Origin of the sequence: Phyllobacterium sp. TAF24, from assembly GCF_052113785.1 — a bacterium.
In the GTDB taxonomy this organism is placed as follows: Bacteria; Pseudomonadota; Alphaproteobacteria; order Rhizobiales; family Rhizobiaceae; genus Phyllobacterium.
Map to the genome: position 1 here is coordinate 1 of NZ_JBFRDN010000013.1, position 12,991 is coordinate 12,991.

At 52.8% G+C, this 12,991-nt stretch carries 11 protein-coding genes; 5 read left to right on the top strand and 6 right to left on the bottom strand.

Annotation, left to right across the window (positions count from 1 at the left end; all coding sequences use genetic code 11):
* Positions 1-641 precede the first annotated feature (641 nt).
* The gene (locus AB4Y96_RS12930) at positions 642-1,361 is read right to left on the bottom strand and encodes a response regulator (RefSeq protein ID WP_441917825.1); all 720 of its coding nucleotides are present in this window, start codon (positions 1,359-1,361) and stop codon (positions 642-644) included.
* 10 nt (positions 1,362-1,371) lie between these two features.
* Entirely contained in the window at positions 1,372-2,601 is a 1,230-nt protein-coding gene (locus AB4Y96_RS12935; RefSeq protein ID WP_441917827.1) for a sensor histidine kinase, read from the bottom strand.
* A gap of 283 nt (positions 2,602-2,884) precedes the next feature.
* On the opposite strand from AB4Y96_RS12935, the gene AB4Y96_RS12940 reads away from it, so the two are divergent.
* From AB4Y96_RS12940 to AB4Y96_RS12960, 5 genes are all read left to right on the top strand, one after another.
* Positions 2,885-3,901, top strand: coding sequence for an ABC transporter substrate-binding protein (locus AB4Y96_RS12940; RefSeq protein ID WP_441917829.1), 1,017 nt, complete (start codon positions 2,885-2,887; stop codon positions 3,899-3,901).
* A gap of 77 nt (positions 3,902-3,978) precedes the next feature.
* Positions 3,979-5,439 (top strand): sugar ABC transporter ATP-binding protein, encoded by a 1,461-nt coding sequence (locus AB4Y96_RS12945; protein WP_441917831.1) that lies wholly within the window; start codon positions 3,979-3,981, stop codon positions 5,437-5,439.
* On the top strand, positions 5,436-6,383 hold the full coding sequence (locus AB4Y96_RS12950) for an ABC transporter permease (RefSeq protein ID WP_441917833.1): 948 nt from the start codon (positions 5,436-5,438) through the stop codon (positions 6,381-6,383). The genes AB4Y96_RS12945 and AB4Y96_RS12950 overlap by 4 nt, the downstream gene beginning before the upstream one ends.
* The gene (locus tag AB4Y96_RS12955; RefSeq protein WP_441917835.1) at positions 6,380-7,330 is read left to right on the top strand and encodes an ABC transporter permease; all 951 of its coding nucleotides are present in this window, start codon (positions 6,380-6,382) and stop codon (positions 7,328-7,330) included. Before AB4Y96_RS12950 ends, AB4Y96_RS12955 begins: the two co-directional genes overlap by 4 nt.
* Before the next feature lie 17 nt (positions 7,331-7,347).
* On the top strand, positions 7,348-8,262 hold the full coding sequence (locus tag AB4Y96_RS12960) for an SMP-30/gluconolactonase/LRE family protein (RefSeq protein ID WP_441917997.1): 915 nt from the start codon (positions 7,348-7,350) through the stop codon (positions 8,260-8,262).
* 512 nt (positions 8,263-8,774) lie between these two features.
* Here AB4Y96_RS12960 and AB4Y96_RS12965 read toward each other — a convergent pair.
* From AB4Y96_RS12965 to AB4Y96_RS12980, 4 genes are all read right to left on the bottom strand, one after another.
* The gene (locus AB4Y96_RS12965; protein ID WP_441917837.1) at positions 8,775-9,326 is read right to left on the bottom strand and encodes a hypothetical protein; all 552 of its coding nucleotides are present in this window, start codon (positions 9,324-9,326) and stop codon (positions 8,775-8,777) included.
* A 254-nt stretch (positions 9,327-9,580) separates the two neighbouring features.
* Entirely contained in the window at positions 9,581-10,738 is a 1,158-nt protein-coding gene (locus AB4Y96_RS12970) for an ABC transporter permease (RefSeq protein WP_441917839.1), read from the bottom strand.
* Positions 10,735-11,949 (bottom strand): ABC transporter permease, encoded by a 1,215-nt coding sequence (locus tag AB4Y96_RS12975; protein WP_441917841.1) that lies wholly within the window; start codon positions 11,947-11,949, stop codon positions 10,735-10,737. Before AB4Y96_RS12975 ends, AB4Y96_RS12970 begins: the two co-directional genes overlap by 4 nt.
* A 1-nt stretch (position 11,950) precedes the next feature.
* Positions 11,951-12,949, bottom strand: a complete 999-nt coding sequence (locus tag AB4Y96_RS12980; RefSeq protein ID WP_441917843.1) for an HlyD family secretion protein — start codon at positions 12,947-12,949, stop codon at positions 11,951-11,953.
* Between the last annotated feature and the right edge of the window lie 42 nt (positions 12,950-12,991).

The window sequence follows — 12,991 nt, forward strand, 5'->3', positions numbered from 1 at the left end:
GCCGTTGCAGCTACAGCGGATGCCAATGGCTTAACAGTGTTAACCGCCAACGAAAAGCATTTTGATCCAATGGGCGTGAAATGGTGGAACCCATTAAAAGAACTACCGTCGTCGGCATAAAGTGTCGATGGGAGTGACAGTTTTCGAATATGGGTCGATAAAATCGAATTGTATCGACCCATTATCTTCGTCATAAGCGGTTTTGTACAAACACATAAGTTATTGGGAAACGAACAGTTATATATGCCGATAAGGCGCGAGCGGCGGCACGATGGGTTAGTGGGTAGGGGAGGGGAACGCCCAAAACATTGAACAAATACAGAGCTGTAGTGGCGAGCAAGCGCGCAATATCAAACAAATTGACCCTCAGCACGGTCATAGATCGCAATCGACCTTATGAGATGGTGGAGCTAACAAGTGTCTGATGGCTACAGAGTTGTAGTAGTCCATAGCGATGAAGCTATTACCGTAATAAATGCGTGATAGGACAATTAATATAATAGAAACAATATTAAACGACCATCAGTGAGCGTTGAAATTCATTGGGTTAGGGACAAGCGGACCAGATTTCGAGCACACCGCTGCCTTAGGCGATTGCATTGAATTGAATGTGATTCATTGGGTTCGCGCAGAAGTGCCAATCAGTGTGAATCAAGCCACTCGTTCAACTCAATTTCGGAACGCTCCAATCCATGGAAATTGATCAGTTTGCGCATGAAGGCAACTGCAACGGCTCGGGCACGAAGGTTGAATCGTCCGTCATGATCGTCCCGTGACATTTGATAAACGTCAAGTTTCTCATATAGCTGCTGAAGCCGATTCTGGACACTGCGCAAGGAAAGGTTGCGGCGGTCGGCAATGGCCCGATCGGTCAATCCAAGGGCGACGTCGACGAGGATTTCGTACTCGATTTCGTTGACACCCTTTAGTGGCGCAAGGCTTTTTTGCTGCATGCCGCGCACTTCTCGGTCAATAACACATTGGGCTTCGACGAAGATGCTGCGTAGTGCCAGTCTCAATCGTTCATCAGAGGCAGATTTCAGCACATAACCATAAGCGGCACCATCGGGGACAATGCGTGCTACGCCGCGTACATAGGCTTCGTCGGAATAATTCGACCAGAACAGAATGCGTGTGTCCGGGCGCTCTTTCCAGATCGTGCGTGCGGCTTCGATCCCGTTTCTGGTCTGCATCTGGAGATCAATGACGATATGAGCGGACTTGTTGTCTCGTGCCATTTTCTCACCAATCAAACCGTTATCCGCCTCAAGTACGGTGTTGCATTCCGGCAAGGCGGCCTTCACTGCTTCGTGCAGATAGGACCGGTGGAGCGGATCATCCTCGACAATTAAAACTTTCATTTTTCCCTCATCAAAGCTTCATTTCGCGCAAAACGGCCAATGGCAAGTGAACACTAACCCGGGTTCCCAAGTTGTCCTTGTTTGAAGCAGCAGAAAATTTTGCCGAGATTAATCGGGCTCGTGTTTTCATATTGTTGATGCCACCACCAGTACGTTGGCGCGATTTGAGGCCGCATCCATCGTCGGTCACTTCAATCGAAATGCCGCCGCTTTGTTCAAATAGGCGCACAACAATCCGGCTAGCATGGGCGTGACGTATGGCATTGTTGATAGCCTCCTGTGTGATGCGGAAGAGCGCAATGGAGACACTCTGGTCGAGACGGTCGATCAGACCACCGGTCTCGTCAATTAACTCTTGAAGAAGCCCCAATCCGCTGTCCCGCACCGATCGGTCGAGATGGTTCTCCACAGCTTGGCCGAAGCCAAAAAGCTGAAGTACGGATGGCTTTGCCTCTTCTATAATCTGCCGCAAATCGTGCATGCTTTGCTGCAGGCTTAGAACCAGAGGCTCCAGTTCTTCGCCCGAAACATGTTGCTCGCGTGTCAGACGCTCGAGCCTGCGCGCAAGCCGGGTCAGATCAGCCAGTGTTTGATCGTGCAAATCCATGCCGATACGCTGGCGTTCTCGTTCCAGAGCTTGAGTGAGATCCAGCGCGCCAAGGCGTAATGCCTCTTCGCGGACCTTTGTTTCTGCTTCTATGATTGCGGATTGTTGTGCCTGTTCAGCGGCGCGAAGTGCAAAGAAGTACGCCGATAAAAGATCAGCGATGGACCGTGCGTTTTCTACATCTTCCATTGTGTAAAAAGCTGGTTCACACGAGGAACAGCTAAGTGCGCCGATAATATCGCCTTCGACCGTCAATGGTACATGGATACGGCTCTTCAATCGGTGTTCGAAGGCGGGCTGTATGAAAGCTCCTGCAAAGTTAAATCGTGGATCAACCAGTGCGTCTTCAGTCAGCAAATACGACACCTTGCCCCAGAAAAGAGCCCGGATAGGACTTGCCGATACCAAGGCCGGTGGATGATTTCCCCAAGCGGTTTGCAGTCCTGATTCATAGGCCGTGTGATATTTTCCACCATGCATGATGATGCAAACATCAAGATGGTTGTGAGGAATGATGTGGGAGATTTCTGCTGCAACTGCACGAATAGCTGAGTGGAACTCCAATTGGCCAGCCAATAGTCGCGAAATTCCAATATAGTGATCCAGAAGTGCTGCCCGTGCCAACTTCAACAATGTGTGTCTCCTGCTGAAATCTCATTTTCCCATCGACCGGTGCGACGCATAGCAGGTGTGCTCCCGTATTAGGCGCTAGGCTTGATCCGTTCGTCTTGCGCGATCCCGCATGATTTGCGGCACAACCCGCAAAATGCCTGCCTTAAAGCGCCTGTACAAGCCCGACAGCGTATCTCATCTTGTAAGGGTGTTGGGAGAAGAATTCGACTGGAGGAGCCTTGTGTGGAGTATACTCCGGACAAAGGTCAGTCGGAATGACAAATGTGTATGGGGAGAGAAAATAATGAAACTTACCAATATCTTTTTGGCATCGGCTGTATTCGTATGTGCCGCGGTTCCAAATCTGGCAATTGCTGATACTTCAGCCAAGAAAATTGCTCTGTCGAATAATTATGCCGGTAATTCATGGCGGCAGGCAATGCTGACCAGTTGGACAAAAGTGACAGGTGAAGCAGTCAAGAGCGGCATTGTTGCCGCCGCGGACCCTTTCACCACGGCGGAAAATCAGGCGACAGAACAGGCCGCACAGATTCAGAATATGATCCTGCAGGGCTATGACGCTATTGTTATTGATGCGGCATCGCCGACGGCTTTGAATGGCGCGGTCAAGGAAGCATGCGATGCGGGTATTGTAGTCGTTTCCTTCGACGGAATTGTAACTGAGCCCTGCGCTTGGCGTATTGCGGTGGATTTCAAGGAAATGGGCCGCAAACAGGTTGAATATCTTTCGAAGAAAATCCCGTCTGGTGGTAATCTTTTGGAAATACGCGGGCTGGCCGGTGTTTCGGTGGATGACGAGATATCCGCAGGTATCCACGAGGGTGTGACGCAGTTTCCACAATTCAAGATTGCCGGTTCTGTGCATGGTGATTGGGCGCAAGATGTCGCCCAGCGGGCTGTTGCGGGCATTCTCCCAAGCTTGCCCGAAATTGCGGGTGTCGTCACGCAGGGCGGTGATGGCTATGGTGCGGCACAGGCATTCGAGGCGGCCAAACGCCCAATGCCGGTCATCGTGATGGGTAATCGGCAGGATGAACTCGTCTGGTGGAAAAAGCAGAAGGACGCCAGCAAATACGAAACCATGTCGGTCTCGATCGCTTCCGGTGTATCGACGCTGGCATTTTGGGTTGCCCAGCAGATACTGGATGGCAAGGAAGTAAAAAAAGATCTGGTTGTACCRTTGCTCCAGATTGATCAGGACAAGCTGGAAGCAAGTCTGGCCACAACGCAGGAGGGGGGCGTGGCCAACGTGGAATACTCACTCGCAGATACGCAGAAAGTGATCTCATCTGCCAAGTAGATTTGTCCTTTTGACAGGGCCAGCGCTGCCTGACGAGATTGTCGGGCAGCTTCTCTACCATATTGAGGATTTCCGGTATGACGGCTGATGTGCAGAATGCTGTAATTGATGTGATCAATGCCAGAGTTAGTTTTGGTGCGGTCAAAGCGCTGGATGGGGTAACGCTTGCTATCCAACCCGGTGAATGTGTGGGGCTTGTCGGACATAATGGTGCAGGCAAATCCACGATCGTCAATGTAATCAATGGTGGTCTTACGCCGCATGAAGGTAGCATCGCGCTCAGTGGACGGCCGGTTGGAAACTACGGTGTCAAGGTTGCGCGCGATCACGGAATCCGCTGCGTTTTTCAGGAGCTTTCGCTCTGTCCGAATCTTACGGTCACCGAGAATACACGTGTCATGCACCATAGTCTGAAAGGTTGGGGCTGGCGCAAACAGGCAGGCGCAGTTGTTCGTGCCAAGCTCGACGAGATTTTCCCTGGCCACCATATTTCGGCAAGCGCGCTTGTCGGCGACTTGACGATTGCGGAGCGGCAAATGGTTGAAATTGCCACCGCATTTTCCGAAGTGGCACAAAAAGTGAAGTTAATCATTCTGGACGAGCCCACATCATCGCTTGATGCGGGTCTTGCGGCACAACTCTTGAACTATGTGCGAACCTTCGTCGAAGCCGGTGGTTCGGTGATTTTTATATCGCACATTCTTGGCGAAATCCTTTCGACCTGCGATCGCATCGTGATCATGAAGGATGGCAAGGTGGTAGCAACTAAGCCTGCGTCAGAATTCACCGAACATGGTCTCGTTGAAATCATGGGCAGCGTGGTGAAGGCACCTGCCGCTCGAGTAGCGCGGGTCGCCAGCAATGATGAGCCCGTTCTTTCGGCGGCCAAGCGCCAGGGGCAGGGGCTTGCGTTCCGGGCCCACAGGGGAGAGATCATTGGTCTGGCGGGGCTGGGTGGCCACGGCCAGACAGAAACGCTGATTGATCTTTATTTTAGGCACAGTGGCAGCTGGCTGCGTGAGCGGACACCACGGGTCACCTTTGTAGCTGGAGACCGTACGCTGAACGGCGTATTTCCGCTCTGGAGCATCCTGAAGAATCTGTCCATTGGTAGTCTGACGGATCTTTCATCCTATGGCGTTGTTAATCACGCAAGTGAGGTGCAACTGGTTCAATCCTGGAAATCACGGATCGAAATTCGTACCAAGGATACTGAAAATCGTATTCTTTCGCTATCGGGTGGAAACCAGCAGAAAGTGTTATTCGCTCGTGCACTGGCGACACAGGCATCCGTTGTTCTGATGGATGATCCAATGCGAGGCGTCGACATCGGTACCAAGCAGGAGGTTTATTCGATCCTGCGTTCGGAAGCGGACAATGGACGCACATTCATCTGGTACTCCACGGAAATGGATGAGATCTGCCTGTGTGATCGCGTCTATGTGTTTAACAATGGTATCATGGTTGCGGAACTTTCAGGTGGTGACGTCACTGAAAAGAACGTTTTGGCCGCGTCATTCATGGGTGCCGCCGCATGAGAAGTTTGTTCACGCGAGATGCGGCCCGTTTGTTAATTCCTGCATTATCACTCGCCATTCTGCTGATTGTCATTTTTTACCTGCAGCCGAGGGCGATGAGCTACACCGGCTTGAATCTACTTTTCAATCTCGCCGTGCCGATTGCGCTTGCGACAATCGCGCAGATGCTAATCATGACCGTCAACGATCTTGACCTCTCAATGGGGACATTCGTCAGCTTTATCGCCTGTGTTGTAGCGACATTCCTCAACACAAATCCTTTGCTCGGACTCTTGATCCTTGGCGCAGCAATACTCGTATATGGAGCGCTTGGAGTTCTTATCTATGTGAGGAACCTGCCGTCTGTTGTTGTCACTCTAGGGATGAGTTTTGTGTGGAGTGGCTTGGCGGTTCTGATCCTGCCTGCACCGGGTGGTCAGGCGCCCATATGGGCACGAGCGCTCATGACGTCCAAACCACCCATTGTTCCGATAGCTATTATTGCCAGCATTGTTATCGCACTTTGTGCCCACTACCTGATCATGCGCTCGTCGTTTGGTGTGGTCTTGCGAGGTGTCGGGGGCAACGCCCGTTCCGTCGAGCGGGCAGGTTGGTCAATTATCCGGGCCCGCGCCACCATTTATGCGCTGGCTGCATTCTTTGCCATTCTTGCCGGGATCGCGTTGGTGGGTCTGACCACGTCGGCCGACGCCAATATAGCTCTGCGCTACACACTCCTTTCCATCGCCGGCGTTATTTTGGGCGGCGGAGAATTTGTAGGTGGAAGGGTCTCGCCGATTGGCGCGGTCATCGGCGCCTTGACGTTGACACTGGCAGGTTCGTTCCTATCATTCCTGCGTATCTCGCCGGATTGGCAAATTGGCGCGCAGGGTGCAATCCTGGTTCTCGTTCTGGGCCTTCGACTGCTGTTCAACCGACTTGAAAAGCGGGGAAAAGCTTCATGACGATAATCACGCTTCTGTTTCGTAAACCATGGATATGGTCGTTTGTTGCGGCTGCAATCGTCTGGTTTGTAACGATCATGTTCACCGGCGGTGCCAGTACACTTGGTCTCAGCCAAGCGGCGCTGACGTTTGCGGCGTTCTCTATAATTGTTGGCATCGGCCAAATGTTTGTCATCACGTTAGGACCGGGCAATATTGATCTCAGCGTTCCCGCGACCATGACTTTGGCTGGCACAGTTGCCCTGAAGGTCATGAATGTTGACAATTCTATGATTGTGCCCGGTTTGCTGGTGGCGATTGCAATCGGTATCGCGGTCGGAATCGGCAATTATGGTCTGATTAAACTATTACGCATTCCGCCGATCATTGCCACACTTTCGATGAGCTTCATCGTACAGTCCACGGCAATCTGGACCAACCGTGGCTTGCGCATCAAACCTCCGTCCGCTCTCGCCGATTTCACGACCGCCATGACCATGGGAATTCCCAATGTTGCCTGGGTCGCACTGGTTCTATCCGTTGTGGCCTACCTGCTTCTGCAAAGGACTGTTTACGGCCGTTGGGCATCGGCAATTGGCCAAAGCATATCGGCTGCCCGCATGACCGGCATTCCCGTCGACGGTGTTCGCATTGCCACCTATGTACTCTGTGCGGTTCTGGCGTCGGTCTGCGGTTATCTGCTCGCAAACTTCTCGGGCGGCGCTGCCCTCAATATGGGGTCCGAATATCTTCTCATGTCGATCGCAGTTGTGGTGATTGGTGGTACAGCCGTTGGTGGCGGAGATTCCAACGTACCCGGCATCTGGGGCGCCTCACTGTTCATGTTTCTGGTCGTGTCCATGCTCAATACCTATGGGTTCGATGCCGGTATTCGCCTGATTATGACAGGTACCATTATCATCGGTGTTATCGTGCTTGCCGGTGGTCGCAATTCTGAACAACGTTAAACTGGTGTACCGTGAAAATTACCCATGCCGCGCTTTATGAAATCCATGACCAACGCTTCAGCTCTCTGATTATTGGCAACGCCGAGCTTGAAGAGTTGTATTCTTCATGCCGCTGGGCAGAGGGGCCTGTTTGGTTTGGCGACAGCAATTGTCTGTTGTGGAGCGATATACCGAACCAGAAAATGCTGCGCTGGATACCCGACGGCGCAGTTACGGTTTTTCGGTCGCCGTCGAACTTCACAAATGGCAATACGCGCGACAGGGAGGGACGCCTCGTATCGTGTGAGCATGGTTCGCGTCGGGTAACAAGGACAGAACCAGATGGAACTATAACCGTTCTGGTGGATCGCTATCTTGGCAAGCGTCTGAACTCACCCAACGATGTCGTTGTCCATTCAAACGGCTCGGTGTGGTTTACTGATCCCACCTATGGAATCCTCTCCGATTATGAGGGTTATAAATCTGATCCCGAGCAGCCTTCGCGCAATGTCTATCGGCTGGATCCTTCAACAGGAGATATTGCCATCATGGTATCCGATTTTCTCCAGCCAAACGGACTGGCGTTCTCGCCTGACGAACGTCTGCTCTACATCGCCGATTCCGGTGCAAGTCACACGGAAGGTGCGCCGCGACATATCCGCGTCTTTGATGTTGTGGATGGAAAAACGTTGAGCAATGGCCGGGTGTTCGCTCACATCGATAACGGGATACCCGATGGTATGCGGGTTGATGTGGATGGCAACCTTTGGTCAAGCGCCGCAGATGGAATCCATTGTTTTGGCCCTGGCGGCGTGCTGCTCGGTAAGATTAAGATACCGCAAACAGTATCCAATCTCACTTTCGGCGGTCCTCGCCGTAACCGGCTGTTTATTACCGCCACAAAATCCCTTTATTCAATTTTTGTAAATGCGACTGGTGCGCAAGAGCCGTGAACCAGGAGGTTCTCCCGTCTGGCTAAAGGGGGGTGGCCGGTCAAATCCATAACTTGCGTTTCGTAGCCGCATTTCAATTCGGAGGGGGTAGGTTCCATTCCATTCATGGTGGATATTCCAAGTCAGGCTGCTAATAGGGTGTCATCCTTTGGTTCACACCGATCATCGGGAATTGGTAGGCGAGTGTGATAATTCCTGGGCAGATCTGTTCGTCATTGCAGCCGAACTGATACGGAGCCAATTAAACCGAATGACCGGGATGGGGCCGGGAGCGGTCGGGCAGCTTTTGTCGAATTAAGAGAAATAGCTGCCGGGGAAGCTCTGTGAGCGGTTGACAGTTCTTGGCCCCATAATGGTCATTCAAACACATTCTGACGATCTCGAAAGCTGCCGTTTATGCGCTCCCAGTTGGCAGCGGTGCATCCCAAAAATCGAGATTGGTACGCTTCACAGCCTTTCATTTTTTACTGCAACGCTAACATGTTGAAATAGGGACAATTCACGTCTCCTGGTTAAGCGCAGTGTGGCGGCACGCCAGACGCGCGAAATGAATCTTGAATATCGCGGACTAACAGTTCGGGCTGTTCAAGCGCGGCGAAATGCCCGCCCTTCGCCATATCTGTCCATCGATGCATATCGAATACTCGCTCGACCCATGAACGGGGTGAGGTCGGTAGTTCCTTCGGGAAACGTGCGAACGACATCGGCACGCGTACGTTGGAAACATCGGGAAACGAAAAAGGCCGCAGCCGATTTTCCTCATACATCCGAAGGGACGAGTCGATGGTGTTTCCAAACCAGTAGATTGATACATTCGTCAGTAACTCATCAGCTGATATTACCGTCTCCAGGTCGCCGTCACAGTCGGACCAGCTCGCGAATTTTTCAGCTATCCAACCCAGCAAACGGATCTGGCTATCTAAGAGGGAGAATGAAAGCGTCTGCGGCTTGGTCGCCTGGAGCAGTGAATAGGCGTCCCTAACAGCCATAGAATGATATCGCAGTGAGTACCAGTTCATGCCCGTACTGAACGGGCTTTCCCAAAGGCGGGATGATGTTGTCATCAAGACACAACCGGTTGCCCAGATAATGATAGGAGGATAGCCCGGCTTTCTGTAGGTCTTCATGAGGCCCGAGCATTGTATTGTGTGCGATGCGGCCATCATAGCTCATGGAACGGCCGGAAGATTTTGCATTTGACGACAACGCTGCGCAGGTCGTTTTCCTATGTATTAGTGTGCCACGGAGTATCCGGGTACGTAAGGACTTCGATCCTGAACGGGAGCGCGCCGCATCCAATGCACTGTCGCTCCGAAGACTACACCGCGGATATGGACTTACGTCTTCTGCGCCATTCCAGCAGAATGGCAAGCATCGTGTACCCCAGAGCGAGCACCCACAGCCCAAGAAATTGGTTGCGAATGTCGGCAATCGAAGCACCCATTTCCACCACCTGAGTCATGGCGGCGATAGCAATGCTGCCGGGGATGAGTTGGGATAAAGCGCGAAGGACTGGAGGGACTGCCTCAATAGGCCATGAAAAGCCAGAGAGAAAAAACAGAGGCATGCCAAGTGCGGCGGCAGTGAGTTGCACAGCAAGAGGGGAGCGAAACAGCGATCCAAGGACCAGACCGAGTGCACTGACGGAAAGGACGAAGGGTATCGCCGCAACGAGAATGACGACGATCGATCCCAATCGCGGAATGTTATAGAAATAAGGAAGGAGAATGAAATAAAATGGCACGATCACCATTGCCACTGTCAGATAGGCAGCGAGCTTGCCGAGCACTGAGGATACTGCGCTGGCACTGGATACGTCAGGATCTGCACCGCCCGGCTTACCGGAAATTGTCGCGAGCAGGCATACTGCAATCAGCAGCGTTTGCTGCATGATAATTGCAAAGGCTCCTGGCAGTATATAAGTCGCGTAGCCGCTCTGCGGATTGAAGAGTGGAATGGAGACAAGCGGCATAGGACCTACCGCCGATGCAGCCACCACCGGGTTGATGCCAAGCCCTATCAGACGTGCTGTTTCAACCTCCGCACCGTAGGCGCGCGTTACGCCGGTCACAGCACCAGCTACCCGTGAGTAGATCAGGAAATAGCTGGAGTCTGCATAGAGCGAGATTGGCGAGGAGCGACCATGCAAAAGATCACGCTCGAAATTAAGCGGGATGACAACGGCGCCGGAAAGAGTGCGTTTGAAGACTTCTCGTTCGGCAGTTGCCAAATCGGGTAGAACCATGGCCACGGCCACGTCAGATGAGGCATCGATGCGTCGCGCGAGCTCGCGGCTGGACGTTGTACCATCGAGATCGATGATCGCGACAGGTACGTCGCGCAATGCTTCGTTTCGATACGGTTGCGGATAATAAACAGCATAAATCAATGCTGCTACAAAGAGTGTTGAGAAGATCGCCTTGAGCTCAAATATCCGCTTCAGTTCATGGCGATAGACACCGACTACCCCGCTCATGTCCCGATCCCCACCGCACGTACATCTCGCTTGTGGCGCTCGGTTTCCCGGCGCACAAACTCAAGCTTCACTCCAGCCACTAGCGCGAGACCAATAACGAATGCCAACAGCACCAGAATGGGATGAAGCGAGAGATCAAAGGGAGTTCCCCTTACCGTCTGATCAACACGGGCCGTCAGATACCAGGTGCCTGGCAATGTAGCTCCCCACCAATAGGCAAATGCATTCATGCCAAGGCGAGGAAATCCAATACCCATAAAACCGAATGCCGGAGAGACAATCAATGTCGCCAGGCTGATTGCGGATGCCACCGGTTTGATAAACAGGGCAAGCACTAAGCCATAGAATTGGCAAGCCAGGATGAAAAGTGTTCCTGCGGCAAGCAAGAGAAATGGGTTGCCGCGTAACGGCAGTTCCAAAGTACCAAACAATAGAGCATCGGCGACGCCCAACACGCCCAAAAACAACAAGGTATAGGGCAAAATTTTACCAACCATTGCTGGCCACAGACCATGACCGAGGCGGCGCAGGATGCGCAGGCGATGCGTTGTTTCTGTATCGAGACCGGCAGCGTATGCAGATGACAACACGATCACAATCTGCAACACGGCTGGCAAGACACTTGCCAAAAGGAAATGCGCGTAATTCTGGGTCGGATTGAACAGCGTCTGCATCTGCACAGGTATCGGTGTGATTGCCTGTTGTGCTGCCTCTGGGGCAATGCCCCGGCTTGTTCTTAAAGATACCTTTACCGCGCCTTCTACCGCCGGAACAGCATTGTTGATACCACGAGCGGCAAGACTTCCCGGGGTCATTAGTTGGTTATTGTAGAAGAACACCACCTCGGGGCGACGTCCCGCAAAAACGTCTCGCTCCAGATTCTGGGGCAGCAGAAGCAGCCCATAGATTTTTCCGGACAAGATTGCGTGCTTGCCTTCTGCAAGGTCGGTCACGCGCATCGCGACAGCTGAATCGGGCGTCGCATCGACGGTGCGGATCACCTGACGGGACAATTCTGTGCCATCAAGATCAAGCACCGCAATGGGCAGGTGCGTCACAAGCCCGGCGCTGAATGTAAGCGTCAGTACTCCTATCAGGATCAACGGGACAATTGTTGTCAGACACAACAGAAAAGGCCGACGCCGCAGCCAGGTAAATTCTCTGCAAAATACCAACCAAAAGCCCGGTCTGATGCGACCCACGCCAGTCATGTCAGCTGGCCTGCCGGTTCCAGGCGACGATAACACTCATACCCGGGCGCAGCCCACCCACGCGCACTACCGGTTTGGCTCTGACCTCGAAAGTGCGCAGGTCAAAATCGCCGGTAGCGCGGGTGGCGCGCCATGTCGCAAATTGTCCCTGGACATTAATGGTCGAAACACTGACCGTAAGGGCCTTTGAACCAAGGGCCGGTATGGAGACCTCGAACGTGTCACCAACTTTGAGCCCGGCAAGCAGATCTTCCCTCAAATTGAAGGTGAACCAGAGATCGTTGAGATCGATAAGCGAATAGAGCGGAGCTCCGGCGCTAAAGTTTTCCCCCAACTCGGCAACACGTGTAGTGACCTGTCCGGAGATCGGAGCGCGAATTGTCAGCTCTTCGACATCAGTGATGCGCTGGCCAAGTGTTGCTTCCGCTTGCTTGACCTGCGCTGCCGACAGAGCTTTCTCTTCGTCACTTGCGCCTTTTTCAACCAATCGCATCTGGGCTTGGGCCGCCTCCAGTTTACGGGTGGCGGCCTCAAGGTTGCGTGTCGCCTCATCAAACATCTGTTGGGGCGAATTACCGGTCTTCACCAGCTGTGCCTGCCGCCTGTATATTTCCTGATACAGGATCACGTCAGCCTGTGCCGCTGCGACATCTGCTTTTCGCGCGTCAATGGTTTCGGGCCGGGTGCTGTTCACACGATCGAAATCAGCCTTGGCGACATTCAACGCTGCTCTGGCCGCCAGCAATCCAGCCGCCAATTCCGGGCTTTCAAGTTCTGCAATAACATCGTTCTGCTTGACGTTATCTCCAACATTGACCGCAAGTTTGGCAATACGGCCTGCCACCCTTGGGCTCAGGTCAACACGGTTGGCGGTCACCTCCCCCTGCACGGAAAGCGCCGGGGGCCTTGTTGCAAACCATAAGACAATAGCGAGAGCCACGAGGGCTGCAACGCCGATGGAGGCACGCAGAGCGGATGATTTCTTGGAAGCAGCTGTCACCAATAAATCTCCATTATGTGTTGGTATGATTACCGAGTAGGC